This window comes from Amycolatopsis balhimycina FH 1894 (assembly GCF_000384295.1).
Classification (GTDB): Bacteria; Actinomycetota; Actinomycetes; order Mycobacteriales; family Pseudonocardiaceae; genus Amycolatopsis; species Amycolatopsis balhimycina.
The window spans coordinates 8,559,634-8,576,945 of sequence record NZ_KB913037.1; the positions used below are offsets into that span (position 1 = coordinate 8,559,634).

Below are 17,312 nucleotides of genomic sequence, written 5' to 3' on the forward strand. Positions count from 1 at the left end.
GTGCGTCCGAGCAGTACACAGGGTGGGATCTTCGTCAGCAATCAGACAGTCAGCCCATAGACCGCACTTGGTTGCGAGCCGAATGGCCTAACCGGCTCGGCGGTTAGGCGGTAACCCGAAGTGTCACTTTCACGTGAAAGTGGCGCCTTGCTATACGTGCGTGTAGCGGGCTATATTCACGTGTAGTCGACTACATGAACGTATAGGACTGATGATGAGCACCGAAGACTTCACCGCGCGGGCGCGGATCCGCGACGCGGCCATCCGGCTGTTCACCGAACGCGGCATGGAGAAGACGTCGATCCTCGACATCGCCAAGGAAGCCGGGGTCTCCGGCGGCCTGATCCGCCACCACTTCGGGTCCAAGGACGGCCTGCGTGAGGTCTGCGACGCCTACGTCTACGACGAGCTGCTGAAATTCAAGATGGAGGCGCTCGAGAAGGGCAGTGCGGGGTTCCTGCCGACGTTCGACGCGCGCCAGCTGCTGCTGCGGCGGTACCTGGGCCGGGCGATGATCGACGGCTCCGCGGCCGCGGCCCGGCAGTTCGCCGAGATAGTCGACGAGACCGAGGCCTACTTCCGCGCCGCGGACATCGGCGGGCCCGACCCGCGCGGCACCGCGGCCGCGCTCGTCGCGATGACCGGCGGCCTCTTCGTCTTCCACGGCCCGATGGCCGACGTGCTCGGGGAGACGCCGAACACCCACGAAGCCACCTTGCGGATCATGGCCGCCGCCGGGCATCTGCTGACCCATCCGCTCGCCGGGACGGAGATGCTCGACAAGGCCCGCGAAGCTCTGTCCAACCTGGACAGTCGAGAAAGGAACGAAGATGGCTGAGGCGATCACCGCCGACGGCCTCACCAAGGCGTTCGGCCGGACGCGGGCCCTCGACGGGCTCGACCTGACCGTCCACACCGGCGAGGTGCACGGCTTCCTCGGGCCCAACGGCGCCGGCAAGACCACCACGATCCGCGTCCTGCTGGGGCTGATGCGGGCCGACGGCGGCCGCGCCACCCTGCTTGGCGGCGACCCCTGGACCGACGCCACCGAGCTGCACCGGCGGCTCGCGTACGTGCCGGGTGACGTCACGCTCTGGCCCAACCTGACCGGCGGCGAGGTCATCGACCTGCTCGGCCGGCTGCGCGGCGGCCTCGACACCGCTCGCCGCGCGGAACTGGTCGAGCGCTTCGACCTCGACCCGCGCAAGAAAGGCCGGACGTACTCGAAGGGCAACCGGCAGAAGGTCGCGCTCGTCGCCGCGCTCGCGTCCGATGTGGAGCTGCTGGTCCTCGACGAGCCGACGTCCGGGCTCGACCCGCTGATGGAGGAGGTGTTCCGGCAGGTCGTCGCGGAGGAGCGGGAACGCGGCGACCGGACGGTGCTGCTGTCCTCGCACATCCTCTCCGAGGTCGAGGCGCTGTGCGACCGCGTCACGATCATCCGGGCCGGCCGCACGGTCGAGTCGGGCACCCTGGACGAGCTGCGGCACCTGGGCCGGATCACCATCGACGCGTCGCTCGCGCGGGTTCCGTCGGAGCTGGCGTCGCTGCCGGGGGTGCACGACCTGAGCACGTACGGCTCGCACATCCACCTGTCCGTCGACCAGACGTCGCTGGACGACGTGATGCGGCACCTCGCCGAGGCCGGGCTGCGGAGCCTGGTGAGCCGGCCGCCGACGCTCGAGGAGCTGTTCCTGCGTCACTACCGGCAGGACGAGCCGGTCGGAGCGGGGCGATGACCGGGACGTGGTCGCTGCTGCGGCTGGTGCTGCGGCGCGACCGGGTGCTCATGCCGGTGTGGATCACCGGTCTCGCGCTGGCGCCGGTCGGCTACCTGTCGTCGATCAAGGCGGCGTACCCGGATGCCTTGTCGCGGCAGCACTTCTCCGACCTCAACGCTTCGAGCGCGACCTTCGTGGTCCGCAACGGGCCGCTGTACGGCTCGTCGCCGGGGAATCTCCTGGCGTGGCAGTGCGGGTTCGTGCCGGTCGTCGCCGGGCTGATCGCGCTGCTCACCGTGGTCCGCCACACCCGGGCCGAGGAGGAGGCGGGCCGCCGGGAGCTCACCGGCGCGACCGTCGTGGGACGGCACGCCGGGCTCGCGGCGGCCGTGATCGCCGCCTGTGGCGCGTGTGCGGTGTACGGGCTGCTGGTGGGGTTGGCTGTTGCCGCACAGGGGGTCCCGGCGGCGGGGGCTTTCGCGCTGGGGCTTGAGTTTTCCTCGGTGGGCTGGGTGTTCGCCGGCGTCGGCGCGGTCGCCGCCCAGCTCACGTGGGGTGCGGGCGGGGCGCGCAGCATCGGGATCGGCGTGCTGGTGCTGGCGTTCCTGGTGCGTGCGGCGGGCGACAGCAGCTCGGCGGGCTGGCTCGCGTGGCTGTCGCCGATCGGCTGGGCGCACCGGCTGCGGCCGTTCGCCGGCGAGCAGTGGTGGGTGCTCGCCTTGGCCGTCGTAGCGACCGGTTTGCTGGTGGTCTCGGCGGTCGCGTTGTCCGCGCGCCGGGACCTCGGCGCGGCACTGCTCCCGGCCCGGCTGGGGCGTTCCGCCGCGAAGGCGTCACTGCGTTCGCCGCTGGCGCTGGCTTGGCGGCTGCAGCGGGGGACGCTGCTGGTCTGGACGGTGTGCCTCGGGCTCGTCGGCCTGCTGATGGGCGGGGTCGCGCGCAACGTCGCGGAGATGATGCGGGACAACAAGGCGGTCGCGGAGGTGTTCTCCCGGATGGGCGGCGGAGGCGCGGCGACGGACGCGTACCTGGCCGGGACGATGACGTTGTTCGGGCTCGCGGCGGCGGGTTACGCGGTGCAGGCAACGCTGAAGCTGCGTGCCGAAGAGGCGGCGGGTCGCGCGGAACCGGTGCTGGCGACGGCGGTCGGCCGCGTCGGCTGGGCGCTCGCGCACCTGACGTTCGCCTTGGCGGGTTCGGCGTTCGTGCTGGCGGTGACGGGCTGGGCGACCGGCTTGACGTCCGGGGTTTCGCTGGTTCCGTCGGCGCTGGCCCAGCTGCCGGCGGTCTGGGTACTGGCCGGCCTGGCGGCGGCGCTGATCGGCTTCTTCCCGCGCTTCGCGGCGGCGGCGTGGGGGCTGCTGGCGGCGTTCCTGCTGCTGTCGCTGGTCGGCTCGGCCCTGCAGTGGAACGACGTGGTGCTGGGGATCTCGCCGTTCGCGCACCTGGCCCACCTGCCGGGCGGAACGTTCTCCCTGCCGCCGGTCCTCGGGTTGCTGCTCATCGCGGCTTTGGCCGTTACCGCCGGCCTGGCAGCGTTGCGCCGCCGTGACATGCCGGTGGGGTGAAAGGCCGTGAATGGCACATTGAGAGACTTGAAGTCTCTCAATGTGCCATTCACGGATTCGAGCGGCAACCGAGGGAGTCGAACCCTGCGCGGCTTGTGAAGGCGGCGCCCCTAGACCGGCCCTGACCCTTCGGCGGGCGACGGCTGCCAATGGTTAGAACGCATACAGGTACCCGGATATTTCAGGTCTTATGCGTGTTTCACCCGGATGGGCGGGCTGGCACAGTGGTCCGCATGGATGATCTCCTGCTGCGCCGCGTGCGCCCGGGCCTCGGCGGCGACCTCGCGGACGTCCGGGTGAACGACGGCCGGGTCACGTCGATCACCGGACCCGGCTCGGCCGGGTTCGCCGCGCGCGTGGTCGACGGGCACGGCGGCACGCTGCTGCCGGGGCTGATCGACGCGCACGTCCACGTCCTGCAGTGGGCGACGTTCCGGCGCCGGATCCCGCTGGACGCGGCCCGCTCGGCGGGGGAGGCGGTCGAGCTGCTGCTCGCGCACCTGCTGGCGACGCCGGCGCCGCGGACGGAACTCGTCGTCGGCGCGGGGTTCCGCGACGGGCTGTGGCCGGACAAGCCGCACAAGGACCTGCTGCAGCGCGCGCTGCCCGGCCGGGCGGTCGCGTTGTTCAGCGCGGACCTGCACACGCTGTGGCTGAGCCCGGCGGCGCTGAAGCTGATCGGCCGCGACCACCCGACCGGCGTGCTGCTGGAGGGCGACTGCATGACCGCGACGGCCCAGCTCCCGACGGCGGCGATCGACGTCCAGGACCAGTGGGTGGCGGAAGCGGTGGCCGCGGCGGCCGCGCGGGGGGTGACGCAGATCGTCGACTACGAATACGCGGACACGGTGGCGGACTGGACGCGCCGGGGCGCCCCGGCCACGCGGATCTCGTGCGTGATCGCGAGGCACCTGCTGGACCGGACCATCGAGCGCGGCCACCGCACGGGCGACGTCCTGCCGGATTCGGACGGGCTGCTGACGGTCGGGCCGTTCAAGCTCTTCGTGGACGGTTCCCTCAACACGCGCACGGCCTACTGCCACGACCCGTACCCCGGCAGCGATTCACCCGGCTCGCTCGAACTCCCGCCGTCGGACCTGGTTCCCTTGCTGCAGCGGGCTTTCGACCACGGCCTGATCCCGGCGGTGCACGCGATCGGCGACCACGCGAACACGATCGCGCTGGACGCGTTCGAAGAGGTCGGCTGCCCGGGCCGCATCGAGCACGCGCAGCTGCTCGCGGCTGCCGACGTTCCCCGGTTCGCTTCGCTGGGAGTGATCGCGGCGGTCCAGCCGTCCCACCAGCCCGACGACCGCGACGTCGCGGACCGCCACTGGCACGGCCGTACGTCGCGGGCGTTCCCCTACCGCTCGCTGCTGGAAACGGGCGCGCGGCTGGAGTTCGGCTCGGACGCCCCGGTGGCGCCGCTGGACCCGTGGGACGGCATCGCCTCGGCGATTTCCCGCACGGACGACGACCGCCCGCCGTGGCACCCGGAGCAGGCGATCTCCCTCGCCGACGCCTTGGCGGCTTCTTCCGGCGGCCGTCGCGGAGTGGCGGTGGGGGACGTCGCGGACCTGATGGTGACGGCGGCGGACCCGTCGGTCCTGTCTCCGGCGGACCTGCGAGCGCTCCCGGTGACAGCGACCATCCTCGGCGGGCACGTCACGCACCTGGTCTGAGCGGGGCCGGCCGGCCGGCAAGGGCTTCCACGTGCGGTGACCGCCGATTTCTGCTGAGCTGGAGGCATGTCCGAGACGAAACCGACGGCGACCGAGAAGTTCTTCCGGATCGCGATCGCGGTCAAAGGCCTCGACGGCGCCCTGCAGGTCGTCGGGGCGCTGATCCTCGCGTTCGTGCCGGCGGCGACCGTCAGCGGGTTCAGCCACGCCGTGATCACCCGTGACCTGCTCGGCGACCCGTCGGGCACGCTGGCGCGCCACCTGGAGTCGGCGACGGAGAACTTCCTCCACGGCGACACGAAGACCTTCGCCGTCGCGTACCTGCTCGCCCACGGGGTGATCAAGCTCGGCCTGGTGTGGGCGCTGGCCCGCAAGATCGTCCGCGCCTACCCCGTCGCGGCGCTGATCCTCGCCGCGTTCGTGGTCTACGAGATCTTCCGCGCGGTGCACACCCACTCGCTCGCGTTGCCGTTCTTCGCCGCGCTCGACGTCGTGATCATCGTTCTCGTGCTGCGCGAGTACCGTCAGCTGAAGCGGTCACGAGGTGCATGACGGCGACGTGTCCAGCGGACGCCCCTGCGACCACACGAGGTCGACGGGGCTGGTCGTCCCGTCCTCCTGGATCCGCAGGATCGGGAGCACCTTGTCGATCTGGTTCCCGCCGTCCTGCCGGAACGCGATGAAGCCGGTGGCCCCGGGCACCGGGGAGTTGCAGTCGATGTTCGCGACGAAGTTCCGCATCGACGGCGGGCTGGACGAGGGGTTGGTCTCGGCAGCCTCGACCGCGGTGGCCACGGCGTCGTGCTCGATCATCGCCGCGCCGTCGAAGAGGTCGTCCCGCGTGAACTCGTGGGTGCCCGTGAACGCGTTGAGGAAGTCCGTGTAGTTCTGCCGGTAGGTCAGCGCGGCGTCGTTGCCGGTGAACATCTTCCACTGGTCCGGATGGGCAAGCGCGGTGTACAGCGGCGTGACGGCGATGTCGCCGGACAACGGGAGCTTGGTGCCGACGAGCGTCGCGGTGTCGTCGCCGGAGATCACCGTGACCGAGCGCAGCTGCTGACACGCGCCGTCGTTCGAGAGGGCGTAGACGAACGACCGAAGGTCGACCCCGCGGCCGGCGAAGTAGATGACGTCGGGCTGGGCGGTGCAGATGTCGGAATGCATGCCGCGGAACAGCTTCTGGAGGTACTCGTCGCGGCTCGTGTCGGTCAGCTGCCCTTCCAGGGAGTCGTACTTCTTCGAGAACGGGATCGGCACGAGCTGCTGGTCCTGGAACGCCTTCGTCAGGGTGCCGGCGTAGGTGTCTGCCTCGTTGACGTCCGCGACCAGCAGCGTGCGCTGCTTCGGGAGCTTGGCGACGTAGTTGACGGCGGCGTGCGCTTCGTCGCTGTTCGTCGGCCCGACCCGGAAGAAGTTCTTGATCGGCTTGCCGTCGGCGTCGATGTTCAGGTCGTCGGCGGTCACCGTCGCGCCGATCGTGACGATCCCGTGGCGCGACAGCTCGGCGACCGCGTTGCGGGTGTTCTCCAGGCTGACGCCGATCCCGGTCACCGCGGCGATGTGTTCGGTTCCGGCGGACGCGACGATCTGGCCGACGGCCTCGCGCCAGTGACCGGCGCTGCTGCCGAAGTTCGCCAGCAGCAGCTTGATGCCGGAGGACTCCGGACGCGGCCAGGCCGCGGCGATGGCGCCCTGGACCCCGTGCCGGACGAACTTGATCGGCGTGCTGTCGGTGTCCGGGTCCGGCGTCAGGTCGTCGAGCACGACGACGGTCTTGAAGGTGGAACCGGCGTGCGCGTTGCGGTCGGCGATCAGAGCTTCGAGGTCGGCGAGCGGATCGTCGTCGCGGAGGGGAGCGGCCCCGAGGTCGAGGCCGACGCAGACGTCGTCCGCCGCCGTCAGCCCGGCGCCGCACTGCTCCCACGGGCGGGTCCACCCGAGCACGCCGGCCAGCACGAGGAAGGCGACCACGGACACGGCGATCCAGTGCCGGTGGAGCAGGCTTCGCGGCCGGACGGGCGGCACGGCGGACCGGTTTCCCGGGGCGATGCGGTCGAGCAGCGTGGTGCGGGGCATCGGGGTTCCTCCGTTCCGGCGCGTCAGGGCCAGAGTCCCTGGTAGGCGAGTTTGGCGGTTTCGTCGAGTGCCTTCGTGTCCGCGCGCTGGGACTGAGAGGACAACGCGACCAACGCGTTGCCGATGGCCCGGTTCTGGTCCGGGCCCCGTACGGCGAACGGGTTCGCAGTGAGCCAGCTCGCGGCGATCAGGCGGGCCAGGTTGTTGCGGATTTCCGTGCGGTCGCCCGGGTTCTGCTTGACGTCGGAGCCGACGAGCTTGCCGTAGAGCCGCTCGTAGTCCTCCTCGAGCGGCTGGGCGTCCGGGGCGTGCACCACCACCGTGAGCCGGTCGATCCAGTCCTGGTGCGGGAGTTTCGGGAAGTCCTGCTCGAACAGGTCCACCACGGCGGGGAAGTCGCCGAGGGCGAGCCGGCAGTACGCGCGCCGGACGTCGTCGGAGCCGGGGCCGGTGCTCAGCGCGGTGAACTGCGCCTCGTAGGTCGGGCCGGCGCCGCCGTTGCGCCGCGCCAGCGCGGACACCAGGTTGCCGGCGAGCCAGGGGTGCAGGGTGGCGTGGTCGGGCGTGCCACCACCGGTGTCCGGCGCGCTCACCCAGAGGGAGGACCGGAGCTCGGTGAGGATCGTGCCGACGTTCGGCTGGCCGACGAGACCGTGTTCGGTCAGCGGAACCAGCCACGGCGCGGTCGCGAACGGCGCGGCCGTGACGAGCGCCTCGGTGTCCACAGTGGACAGCCCGAGCCTGGTCAGCCAGCTGCGCCACGGGTCGGGGCCCGAGGTGCCGAGCACGTCACGGGCACCGTCGCGGACCGGGGTACCGTCCAGCGTCCTGGCCAGCTGCCGCACGGCCATCGGCAGGCCGCCGGTGGCTCGGCGGACGAACGCGGCCGTCGCGCGGGGGACGTCCTCGCCCTCGTGCTCGCTCAGGACGGCCGCGACCTCGTCGACGTCCAGCGGTTCGAGCAGCACGGGATAGTAGCCCGAGGGACGCGCGTTCTCCGGGACCTTGGCCCACCCGTCGTAGGAAGCGTTCCGGCAGTTCGGCACGACCCGGGCCGTGCCCCTGTCCGGCTGCCACGGCGGCCGCCAGGCGCGGGCGAGCTCGCGTTCCCACTCGCCGTCCCACTTGCCGCTGGTGGCCACGACCAGCAGCGGATCGCCGGTGCCGCGGTCGCCGTGCCGGCGGCGGTGGGTCTCGCGGGCCGCCGCCAGTGCCTTGAGGAACGCGAGCCCGCCCGGGCGGTCGACGTCGTCGAGGAGCACCACCCAGTTGTGCACGTGTTTCCCGGGGCTTTCACAGTCGCACGGGCTGCGCCGTTCCGGGGCGGACATCCGGCGGTGGTTCTCCCGGACGTCGGCGAGAAACGCTTCGGTCAGCCACGCGGTGACGCCGTCGGGGTCGGGCTCGTTGCCGCGGGCCAGCCAGTTGAGATCGACGAGTGCGTCGAGGGCGTCGCCGCTCTTGAACCGGTCGAACTCCGTCAGCGACCGCAGAACCTGGCCCAGCCGCGGGCGGATGGTCTGGATCAGTGTCGGGACCTCGGCGGCGAAGGCGTCGCCGAGGTGCGCGGGCACTGCGGACGCGGCCGTCTTGACGAGGACCCGCACGAGCGGGTCGAGCCGGCCGGACCACCGGCTGCGCTTGAACTCCACGAGCAGCCGGCGCAGCGTTTCCTTGTCCTGTACGCGATCGGTGGTGGTGAGTTCCGCGCCGACGGCGATCAGGGCGACGGTGAAGCGCAGGAACCGTGGCCGCGCGCGGTGCGGCCACTTGCGGGAAAGGTTGTAGGTCAGCCTGGTCAGGACGTCGACCGGGGTGGGCTCGTCGCCGGCGAAGTCGAACCGGGCGTGCACGACGCCCCAGCTGAGGTGGTCGCCGATCTCTTCGAGCGCGTGCGACTTGCCGGCGCCCACCGGCCCCAGCAGGAGGACCACCGGCGGCGGTGGCTTGGCGTCGACGCCGTTCCAGAGCAGCCGGCGGGTCAGCAGGACGGACCCGGAATGATCCGTTTCGACCATCGGCGTACCCCCAGGTGGACCTGGTCACCAGGATAAACGCACCGTGATCGGATGGCTACGGGTTCTGCTCGATTGGCCGGGATTTGTCTATCGGCTCGGGCTCTGGCTCACGCGGCGACGGGAAATCGGACCGTCGTGCTGTCGGCCGCCTCCAGGGGTTCGACGTAGATGGCGGTCGCGTTGTCCGAGCCACCGCGGGCGAGCGCGGCGTCGACGAGCTCGGCGGCGCCCGTGCCGGGCTGGGCCAGCACCGCGCGGATGCCGCCGCCGGTGAGCGGCTTGTGGACGCCGTCACTGGTCAGCAGCAGTCCCGCGCTCGTGGTCTCGGCCGTGCCGATCTCGTGCGGTTCGGTGGTGCGCACGCTGGTCGTGACCACGTGCTCCATCCGCGGCGTCACCGGCTGGTGGCGGGCGCGGAAGTACTCGGCGAGCGTGTGGTCGGTGGTCAGGAGGGTCAGCGCGGTGCCGTCCCAGGCGTACGCGCGGGAGTCGCCGACCCAGGCGATGCGGTACCCGCCGTGCTCGGCGGGCATGGCGACGACGAGCACGGCGTCCCCGCCGCCCAGCTCGCGAACCGCCCGCTGCGCGGCGAGAACGGCCTCGACAGGTCCTTTGTGGACAGGCGTGCGAGCGGCGGCCGCGGCGGCGGTGCGAGCCGCCCGCGCGGCGGCGGGATCATCCCCGACCCCGTCGGCGAGAGCGAACACGATGCCTGGCCCACCGGCGGCGGCGTACGCGCCGACGGCGTCGGCGTTGAGCGAGCGCGGCCCCTGCGCGCTCGCGGTGTGCCAACGCGGGTAACCCGGACGTGTGGTGATCATCGCGGCCTCCTCGTCCCCTCTGCCCTCCATGATCCGCGCCGAACCTAAGGGGCGGCTGAGACTTTCCGATGCCGGCTTTCCGGTGCCGGTGGGTGCCGGTCCGCGTACCTTGGGAAGGGGGGTGGGGGATGGAGTTCCGGATTCTCGGGCCGCTGGCGGTGTCACGCGCCGACGGCCGTCCGGCCGTGCTCGGCGGGCGCAAGCCGCGGACGCTGCTGGCCGCGTTGCTGCTGGCCGGCGGGCGCGTGGTGCCAGACGAACGGCTGATTTCGCTGCTGTGGGACGGCGAACGGCCGTCGACGGTCGACGCGCAGGTGTGCACGTACGTCTCCCGCCTGCGCAAGGCCCTCGGACGCCCGGCGCGGCTCGTCCGGACCGGCGGTGGCTACGTCCTGGCACCGGGCGGGACCGTCGACGCCGAGGAGTTCGAACGGCTGGCCGCTTCGGGGCGCGACGAGCTGAGCTCGGGCAGGCCGGCCGACGCCGCGAAGGCGTTCCGCGCCGCGCTGGACCTGTGGCGCGGCCCGGTCCTCGCCGACGTCGCCGGGCCGCTCCGGGCGGGGGAGTCGGCGCGGTTCGAGGAGCTGCGGCTGGCGGTGCTGGAAGGCCGGATCGAAGCGGAAGTGGCGTCGGGCGACCACCTGCGGGCGGTGCCCGACGCCACCGCGCTCGTCCTCGAACACCCGCTTCGGGAACGCGCACGGGCCCTGCTCATGGCCGGGCTCTGCGCGAGCGGCCGGCCGGCCGATGCGATCGCGGTCTACCACCAGGGCCGCCAGCTGCTCGGCCGGCGGCTCGGGATCGCACCGGGCCCGGCGCTACGGGCGGCGTACCAGCGGGTGCTGGACGCTCACGCGGGGTAGGGCGCCGACTGGAAGTCCCGGTCGAGCTGGGCGGGCGTGCGCGGCAGCCAGTACCGGGCCAGCGCGCGGACCTGCTCCCGCGGCAGGCCGGGATTGACGTGGCGGTGGTCGGGCTTCGCGATGGACTGCAGTGCCCACGCGAAGCCGAGCAGCGGGTCGATCCGCGCCCAGCGGTGCCGGTCGATGCCGAGGAACATCTGCCCGCGCTGGATGGAGTGCCAGAAGTGGTAGCCGTTCGGCGGGCTGCCGTCCATGGTGTGCACCTCCGACTCGACCGGCTCCCGCCGCGGGTCGAAGAGAATGCCCTGCCCGAAGGCGGCGAAGGCGGTGACCAGGCCCGCTTCGTCACCGCGGTAGAAGCGGTCGAAATTGTCGAGCTGCAGCGTCGACAGGGTCCGCAGCGGCTGTTCGACCGGCTTGACGAACTCGGCGTAGTTCTTCGGGTAGCCCGGTTCCCGGCTCAGCTCCCGCCACTTCTTGTAAAGGCCCTCCGGGGCGTTCTGCTGGATGAACGGGAAGAGCACGGCGTAGGCGTCCTGGACTTCCTGGGACGGGTGGTACAGCGCGATTTCGTCGAGCTGGTACCAGAGTTCGTTGGCGCGGCGGTCACCGAGCATCCCCGGCACGGGCGGCAGGCCCGTGTCCGCCATGGCGGTCCCGGAGAGCAGCACGGATCCGGCGACGGTGGCCGCACCGATCTTGAGCAGGTTCCGTCGATCGAGTGTCATGTGTTCCCCCTGGTCCGGCGGCCCCCTGCCGCCGTTCGCCGCCACGGTACGGAAGATTTCCATACTTTCTCTGTAAGATCGTTTTCCGTGGACGACTTCCGGTTCGCGCGAAAGGCCGTGAGCGGAAACGGCGTTCCCGCTCACGGCCCCTGAAGACGGTGATCAGCTCTGCAGGTCGTAGACCGTCTGGCCGTCGACGGTGGTGGCGGTGAAGTTCGCCGTCACCCACTCCGTGATCTCCGACGATCCGCCGCCCGGACCGCCGCCGCGGCCGCCTTCGATGAAGTACTTGACTTCGCCCGCCGCGACGTACGCCTTGAACTCGTCCAGCGTCGGTGCCGGGTCGGAGCCGCTCCAGCCGCCGATGCCGATCACCGCCTTGCCGCTCGCCAGTTCCAGTGATGCCGCGCTCTGCGAACCCGTCGTCGCCGCGGCCCATTCGGTCGTCGTCTTCGCCAGCAACGCGCCGATCTCGCTCGACGACGTGTCATCCCCGAAACCACCGAAGCCGCCCATGGCGCTCGACGTCGGGCCCGAGGCCGGGATCGACCCGCTGTGCGCCACCGACGCCGTCTCGACGCCGTAGGCCGCCGACGATGCCCCGATCGTCAGGACCACGGCCGCCGCCACGACGGCAACCAGGCGACGCGAAGCAGACGTGCCCATCACCAGCACCGTCCCGACCAGTACGCCGAGCACCGCGACGATCCAGCGCAGCGCGGGGAACCACTCCGGCGTCCGGTCGAGCAGGATGAACGACCACACCGCCGTCGCCACGACCATCCCGGCCAGCACCGCCCGCGGCGCGACGTGCGCCCGGCCCTGCCAGAGCGCGCGGCCCGAAATCGCCACCAGCGCGGCGATCGCCGGCGCCAGCGCGACCGAGTAGTACGGGTGCACGGTGCCGCTCATGTAGCTGAACACCAGCGCCGTCACGACCAGCCAGCCGCCCCACAACACCAGCGCCAGCCGCGTGCGGTCCGTGCGCGGCGCGCGGCGCGTGAACCACAGCCCGGCGACCAGGCCGATCAACGCGGCGGGCAGCAGCCACGAGACCTCCGTGCCGAAGCTGGCCCCGAACATCCGGAACAGGCCCGTGGACCCGCCGAACCCGGTGTTGCCGCCCATGCCGCCGCCACCCATGCCCCCGCCGTTGCCTTCGCCACCGAAGATGCGGCCCAACCCGTTGTAGCCCAACGCGAGTTCGAGCAGGCTGTCCCCTTCGGACCCACCGATGTACGGCCGCGACGACGTCGGCCACAGGTCGACCAGCGCGACGAACCAGCCCGCCGAGACGACCAGCGCCACGACCGCGCCACCGAGGTGCAGCAGCCGCTTGCCCAGTGACGTCGGCGCCGCGAGCAGGTACGCCAGGCCGAACGCGGGCAGTACGAGGAACGCCTGCATCATCTTCGTCAGGAAGCCGAACCCGATCGCGACCCCGGCCAGCGCCAGCCAGCGCGGGCTCGCCGTTTCCGTGGCGCGCACGACGAAGTAGGCGCCCGCGACCATGAGCAGCACGAGCAGCGCGTCCGGGTTGTTGAACCGGAACATCAGCGCCGCGACCGGCGTCACCGCCAGCATGGCGCCGGCCATCAGCCCGGCGACCGGGCCGGCCGTCCGCTTCACCGTGAGGTACAGGATCCCGACGGACGCGACGCCCATCAGCGCCTGCGGCGCCAGCACGGTGAAGCTGGAAAACCCGAAGATCCGGGCGAAGGCCGTGCCGACCCACAGCGCCGCGGGCGGTTTGTCGACGGTCAGCACGTTCCCCGAGTCCAGCGACCCGAACAGCCAGGCCTTCCAGCTCTGCGTCCCGGACTGCACGGCGGCGGCGTAGAACGAGTTGCCGTAGCCGGACGCGGTGAGGTTCCAGAAGTACAGCACGGCGGTCGCGGCCAGCAGTCCGAACGCGGCCGGGCGGACCCAGCGCGGTGGTGCGTGCGCGCCGGACTCCTTGCGGTGCCGGGATTCGGAAACCGGGGCGGGCAGGACGGCGGTCATCAGGACTCCTTCTGAGTGATGGCCTGGCGGCGCGGGTTGAACACCCAGCCGCGCAGGAGCAGGAACCGGAGCACCGTGGCGGCGAGGTTCGCCAGCACCAGCACGGTGATCTCCAGGACGAGGCCGGGGGTGGTGGAACCGTTGAGCAGGGCCAGCGCCCCGCTCGTCAGCGCGAGGCCGAGGCCGAAGACGATCAGCCCTTCGAACTGGTGCCGCCCGGCGCCGGTGCGCCCGCGGATGCCGAACGTCAGCCGCCGGTTCAGCGCGGTGTTCCCGACCGCCGTCACCAGCAGCGACGTGAAGTTCGCCGCTTGCGCGCCGACTGCTGTCCGCAGCAGCAGGAACAGCACGAGGTAGGCGAGCGTGCTGCTGACGCCGATCGCGGCGAACCGCACCAGCTGCGTCACCAGCCGCGGCGGCACGCCCGGCGCCTCGACGCCGATCGGCTGCCTGCCGAGCTGTTCGCGCAGCCTGCTGATCGGGATCTCCCCGGTGAACGTCGCCTTGGTGACGCGGGCGATGCCCTTGAGGTCCGCGGTCGCCGTCTTGACGATGTTGACCGACGAGTTCGGGTCGTCCACCCAGTCGACGGGTACTTCGTGGATCCGCAGCCCGGCGCGTTGCGCCAGGACGAGCAGTTCGGTGTCGAAGAACCAGCCGGTGTCCTCGACGTGGGGCAGCAGCTCGCGCGCGACGTCGGCGCGGATGGCCTTGAAGCCGCACTGCGCGTCACTGAACTTCGCGGCGAGCGTCGAGCGGAGGATCAGGTTGTAGCAGCGGGAAATGAACTCGCGCTTCGGGCCCCGCACCACTCGCGCTCCCCGGGCCAGCCTGCTGCCGATGGCGAGATCGGAGTGCCCGGACAGCAGCGGCGCGACGAGCGGCCCGAGCGCGGCGAGGTCGGTGGAGAGGTCGACGTCCATGTAGGCGAGAACGGCGGCGTCGGAGGCTCGCCAAACGGCGTTGAGCGCGCGGCCGCGGCCCTTCTCGTCGAGGTGGTGGACGGCCACCTCGGGGAACTCCCGTGCGAGTCTTTCGGCCACCCGCAGCGTCGCGTCGGTGCTCGCGTTGTCGGCGATGGTGATCCGGTACGGGTAGGAGACGTGCTCGGCCAGGTGGTCGTGCAGCCGGCGGATGCACGGTTCGAGGTCGGTCTCTTCGTTGTAGACCGGGATGACGACGTCGAGAACCGGTCGCGGACCGGCCAGATCGACCGGGACGGTCCCGGGCCGCGATGCGGAGGCGGTGGCTGTCATGCCGTCTACCGTCGCGGGTGCCGCTTTGGTGACCGTGTGATCTCTCTGTGCGCTTGCTGTGTGCCGGGCCCGGCGTCCACCAGGTGGAAGCCGGGCCCGGAAACCTCAGCTGTGCGCCCGCAACGGCACGACCTCACCGGGTGACGCGGCCCGGCCGGGCTCGTGCCGGACCGCCGTGGTGCAGATGGTCAGCGTGATGAACGAGGCGTACTTCGGGTGGCGGTCGGCGTAGACCTCCGTGGCGAAGCACGCCGCGGCGAGCAGTTCACGGCGGGCGTGGATCTGCTCGAACCCGATGCCCGCCGGGCAGAACAGCGAGACCACGATGTCGCCGTCGACCGGGCGGGTCCACAGGATCGCCGGGCGGCGGCCGTCCATCGTGCAGATCCGGGCGCCCGCGAAACCCGTGCGGAGCCGGTGCTGCACCACGATCGAGCGCAACCGCCCGCGAACGTGCCGGCGGGCGGCACGCCAGTAGAAGACCCAGTTGAACGCCGCGGCGAGGGCCACGAGGGACCAGATCGGCCCGAGCCAGAGGACGAGGTTCACCAGGGCGTAGGGCAGGAGCGTCACGGCGAGGATCTCGTAACGCCAGTGGTAGAGCCAGAGCACCGGGTTGGGCCGCTTGACGTGGGTCAGCTGCCGGGCCAGTTCGGTGACCTGGTGGTCGGGGGTCCGCCTGCGGGTCATGACCGTGCTCCTTTCCCGGCGTCGGCGACCGGGACGGCGGCCGCGGGCGTCGATCGGACGACTCCGGTACCGGCGCAGGCCGGGCAGGCCGCGCCGTCGGTGAGGCTGAGCCCGTGGCCGCCACAGGAACTGCAGGCGTGGACGGTGTCCCAGCGGGGATCGCGATAGGTGCGGGTGCCGCGGGGCCCGCGGCGGACCTCCAAGCCGCGGGCTTCCGCCCGGGCGTCTTCCTCGGCGGCGAAGAGCCACTCGCCGAAGCGGTCCAGCAAACGATCGAACCAACCGCGTTGGCCGGACGTAGGTAAGTTGTGATCCATCGTGACACCCCCGGAAGAACGCACGGACTCGGAAGGCGCCCACTCGGAAGGGACGCCCGCGGGCGGCTCGGGGAAGCCGCCGGACACGTTGGGTAGTGCCCCAGGCGCGCGTGGTCGTGGCTACTCGGCCGAACAGGGGGCGCGCGAGCTGCGGATCCAACCCGTTCGGGCGAGTCGGGCCGAGTCGGCGGCAGCAAAGCGTCAGGGATGAGATAAAGTGCGCTCTGTGTCCACATATTGTCACCTCCTACTCTCGCCTACTAGGTAGGTAAGGTCGGCGCGGAGCGCCTACCTACATGATATTCGACCGTGGCGGAATCGGCAGGTCTTGATGTGGTAACAGAGGCTGAAGACGTCGGCGCGGAGCTGCGCAGGCTGCGCAAAGCGGCCGGGCAGACCCAGGCCGACGTCGCCCGGATCGTCGGCGTGAGCCGTGCGAACCTGACCCAGTGGGAGACCGGGCGCTACCTGCCTTCGGCGGAGAACGCCCGGCTGCTCGACGACCACTTCCGGGCGGCGAACGCGCTGGTCGAGCTGGCCGAAGCGGCCCGGTCGCCCGCGCCGGCGGCCGGTGGGGTCCTGACCACCGGCGGCTCGCTCCTCGAAGTCTGCCGGCGGGCCGGCCACAGCCTCGCCGGTGAGCTGATCCGCGACGCGAACGGTCGCGCGGTCGGCTGGCGGCACAACCTCCAGAAGCGGGGCAAGCACACGACGCTGGCCACCGCCTACGGCATCTCGGCGATGGTCGAGGTAGGCGAGCCCTACATCGACCTACGTCCGGTCGTGGAGGACCTCTACGCCAAGCGTTCGGAGTTCGGCTGGCAGGGCCGGTCCGGAGGCCGCCGCCCCGAGGTCACGGCGGCAGTGGTGGACGCATTGTTCCAGGCCGGCACTGTCCTCTCGGCCGAGGAAGGACTGGGCTACCTCGAGCACTCGCTCGACGACTACAGCCGGACGCGGCCGTTCCTGCTCTCGGCCGCGCTGCGCACGTCGGTCCGGCTCCGGCCGGACGCCCCGCTGACCCGGCGCCTCACGGACGACCTCCTCGCGTCGCGGCTCGACTTCGACGGCGTCCCGCTCTGGGGCGAGAAGAAGGAGCCCGGGCTGGTGGCGCCTGAGCCGTCCACCGCGCACACCGCGCGCGCGGTGGTCGCGCTGCGCGAGCTGCTGCGCTACGGGCAGGGCGGCGAAGACGTCCGGGAAGCGGTCGAGGTGGGCACGCGGTGGCTCATCGAGCGGACCCACCCGGACGACGGCGTCTCCGAAGACCTCGCCCTGCTCCAGCCGGACGGCCTACCGGAGGTACGGCTCACGATCAGGCACTTCACGTCCGCCTGGGTGGTCCAGGCACTGGCCGAGGCGCCGAAGGTGCCGTTGGCCCGGTTGAGCCGCGCGCTCAACTCCTTGTGGGAACGCTACGAACCCGGGCGCGGCCTCTGGGCCTGGGGCAGCGGCGACCTTCCCATCTGGATGACTCTCGACGCCGTCACGGCTTTGCGCTCGGCTGCGCTGGCCTTCGCGGCGCCTCCCTTCCTTCCGCCTCCAGTCGCAGAATAGAGAAGCTCCAG

The 17,312-nt window shown here is 71.5% G+C and carries 15 protein-coding genes; 7 read left to right on the forward strand and 8 right to left on the reverse strand.

Features of this window, described 5'->3' with window-relative positions; translation table 11 throughout:
- Positions 1-214: 214 nt before the first annotated feature.
- The 5 genes from A3CE_RS52250 (at position 215) to A3CE_RS0139370 (ending at position 5,523) form a co-directional block, all read left to right on the forward strand.
- On the forward strand, positions 215-838 hold the full coding sequence (locus A3CE_RS52250) for a TetR/AcrR family transcriptional regulator (RefSeq protein ID WP_051183967.1): 624 nt from the start codon (positions 215-217) through the stop codon (positions 836-838).
- A complete protein-coding gene (locus tag A3CE_RS0139355; RefSeq protein ID WP_020645598.1) occupies positions 831-1,739 on the forward strand; it encodes an ABC transporter ATP-binding protein in 909 nt (302 codons plus the stop codon). The genes A3CE_RS52250 and A3CE_RS0139355 overlap by 8 nt, the downstream gene beginning before the upstream one ends.
- The gene (locus tag A3CE_RS0139360; protein WP_020645599.1) at positions 1,736-3,289 is read left to right on the forward strand and encodes an ABC transporter permease; all 1,554 of its coding nucleotides are present in this window, start codon (positions 1,736-1,738) and stop codon (positions 3,287-3,289) included. The genes A3CE_RS0139355 and A3CE_RS0139360 overlap by 4 nt, the downstream gene beginning before the upstream one ends.
- Positions 3,290-3,522: 233 nt before the next feature.
- Positions 3,523-4,971, forward strand: a complete 1,449-nt coding sequence (locus A3CE_RS0139365; RefSeq protein WP_020645600.1) for an amidohydrolase — start codon at positions 3,523-3,525, stop codon at positions 4,969-4,971.
- Between the two features lie 66 nt (positions 4,972-5,037).
- Positions 5,038-5,523, forward strand: coding sequence for a DUF2127 domain-containing protein (locus tag A3CE_RS0139370; RefSeq protein ID WP_020645601.1), 486 nt, complete (start codon positions 5,038-5,040; stop codon positions 5,521-5,523).
- On the opposite strand, the gene A3CE_RS0139375 is transcribed toward A3CE_RS0139370, so the two are convergent.
- The 3 genes from A3CE_RS0139375 to A3CE_RS0139385 form a co-directional block, all read right to left on the reverse strand.
- Positions 5,509-7,047: an ABC transporter substrate-binding protein gene (locus A3CE_RS0139375; protein WP_020645602.1), complete on the reverse strand. Its 1,539-nt coding sequence runs from the start codon at positions 7,045-7,047 to the stop codon at positions 5,509-5,511. The two genes, A3CE_RS0139370 and A3CE_RS0139375, sit on opposite strands and share 15 nt — an antisense overlap.
- Positions 7,048-7,070: 23 nt before the next feature.
- Positions 7,071-9,065, reverse strand: a complete 1,995-nt coding sequence (locus tag A3CE_RS0139380) for an ATP-binding protein (RefSeq protein ID WP_020645603.1) — start codon at positions 9,063-9,065, stop codon at positions 7,071-7,073.
- Between the two features lie 107 nt (positions 9,066-9,172).
- Complete coding sequence (locus A3CE_RS0139385; protein WP_020645604.1) at positions 9,173-9,886, reverse strand: PP2C family protein-serine/threonine phosphatase; 714 nt, start codon at positions 9,884-9,886, stop codon at positions 9,173-9,175.
- Positions 9,887-10,014: 128 nt separating this feature from the next.
- Here A3CE_RS0139385 and A3CE_RS0139390 point away from each other — a divergent pair, with 128 nt between their 5' ends.
- Positions 10,015-10,749 carry an AfsR/SARP family transcriptional regulator gene (locus A3CE_RS0139390; protein WP_020645605.1) on the forward strand — a complete coding sequence of 245 codons (735 nt, stop codon included), beginning with the start codon at positions 10,015-10,017 and terminating at the stop codon, positions 10,747-10,749.
- Here the strand turns inward: A3CE_RS0139390 and A3CE_RS0139395 are convergent.
- The 5 genes from A3CE_RS0139395 to A3CE_RS0139415 all read right to left on the reverse strand — a co-directional run bounded on the left by A3CE_RS0139395 (position 10,737) and on the right by A3CE_RS0139415 (position 15,696).
- Positions 10,737-11,477: a hypothetical protein gene (locus A3CE_RS0139395; protein ID WP_026469303.1), complete on the reverse strand. Its 741-nt coding sequence runs from the start codon at positions 11,475-11,477 to the stop codon at positions 10,737-10,739. The two genes, A3CE_RS0139390 and A3CE_RS0139395, sit on opposite strands and share 13 nt — an antisense overlap.
- A gap of 162 nt (positions 11,478-11,639) precedes the next feature.
- On the reverse strand, positions 11,640-13,481 hold the full coding sequence (locus tag A3CE_RS0139400) for an ArnT family glycosyltransferase (RefSeq protein ID WP_020645607.1): 1,842 nt from the start codon (positions 13,479-13,481) through the stop codon (positions 11,640-11,642).
- Positions 13,481-14,737: a bifunctional glycosyltransferase family 2/GtrA family protein gene (locus tag A3CE_RS0139405; RefSeq protein ID WP_020645608.1), complete on the reverse strand. Its 1,257-nt coding sequence runs from the start codon at positions 14,735-14,737 to the stop codon at positions 13,481-13,483. Before A3CE_RS0139405 ends, A3CE_RS0139400 begins: the two co-directional genes overlap by 1 nt.
- 105 nt (positions 14,738-14,842) lie before the next feature.
- On the reverse strand, positions 14,843-15,427 hold the full coding sequence (locus A3CE_RS0139410; protein ID WP_020645609.1) for a hypothetical protein: 585 nt from the start codon (positions 15,425-15,427) through the stop codon (positions 14,843-14,845).
- Positions 15,424-15,696 carry a hypothetical protein gene (locus A3CE_RS0139415; RefSeq protein WP_020645610.1) on the reverse strand — a complete coding sequence of 91 codons (273 nt, stop codon included), beginning with the start codon at positions 15,694-15,696 and terminating at the stop codon, positions 15,424-15,426. The genes A3CE_RS0139410 and A3CE_RS0139415 overlap by 4 nt, the downstream gene beginning before the upstream one ends.
- Positions 15,697-16,077: 381 nt before the next feature.
- On the opposite strand from A3CE_RS0139415, the gene A3CE_RS0139420 reads away from it, so the two are divergent.
- Positions 16,078-17,301, forward strand: coding sequence for a helix-turn-helix domain-containing protein (locus tag A3CE_RS0139420; protein WP_020645611.1), 1,224 nt, complete (start codon positions 16,078-16,080; stop codon positions 17,299-17,301).
- The last annotated feature ends 11 nt before the right edge of the window (positions 17,302-17,312 follow it).

Bases quoted from the DNA above. Each gene is read 5' to 3' on its own strand.
- A3CE_RS0139375 (WP_020645602.1), bottom strand. From the start codon at position 7,047: ATGCCCCGCACCACGCTGCTCGACCGCATCGCCCCGGGAAACCGGTCC.
- A3CE_RS0139380 (WP_020645603.1), bottom strand. From the start codon at position 9,065: ATGGTCGAAACGGATCATTCCGGGTCCGTCCTGCTGACCCGCCGGCTG.
- A3CE_RS0139365 (WP_020645600.1), top strand. From the start codon at position 3,523: ATGGATGATCTCCTGCTGCGCCGCGTGCGCCCGGGCCTCGGCGGCGAC.
- A3CE_RS0139370 (WP_020645601.1), top strand. From the start codon at position 5,038: ATGTCCGAGACGAAACCGACGGCGACCGAGAAGTTCTTCCGGATCGCG.
- A3CE_RS0139410 (WP_020645609.1), bottom strand. From the start codon at position 15,427: ATGACCCGCAGGCGGACCCCCGACCACCAGGTCACCGAACTGGCCCGG.
- A3CE_RS0139400 (WP_020645607.1), bottom strand. From the start codon at position 13,481: ATGACCGCCGTCCTGCCCGCCCCGGTTTCCGAATCCCGGCACCGCAAG.
- A3CE_RS0139395 (WP_026469303.1), bottom strand. From the start codon at position 11,477: ATGACACTCGATCGACGGAACCTGCTCAAGATCGGTGCGGCCACCGTC.
- A3CE_RS0139360 (WP_020645599.1), top strand. From the start codon at position 1,736: ATGACCGGGACGTGGTCGCTGCTGCGGCTGGTGCTGCGGCGCGACCGG.
- A3CE_RS0139385 (WP_020645604.1), bottom strand. From the start codon at position 9,886: ATGATCACCACACGTCCGGGTTACCCGCGTTGGCACACCGCGAGCGCG.
- A3CE_RS0139390 (WP_020645605.1), top strand. From the start codon at position 10,015: ATGGAGTTCCGGATTCTCGGGCCGCTGGCGGTGTCACGCGCCGACGGC.
- A3CE_RS0139355 (WP_020645598.1), top strand. From the start codon at position 831: ATGGCTGAGGCGATCACCGCCGACGGCCTCACCAAGGCGTTCGGCCGG.
- A3CE_RS0139405 (WP_020645608.1), bottom strand. From the start codon at position 14,737: ATGACAGCCACCGCCTCCGCATCGCGGCCCGGGACCGTCCCGGTCGAT.
- A3CE_RS52250 (WP_051183967.1), top strand. From the start codon at position 215: ATGAGCACCGAAGACTTCACCGCGCGGGCGCGGATCCGCGACGCGGCC.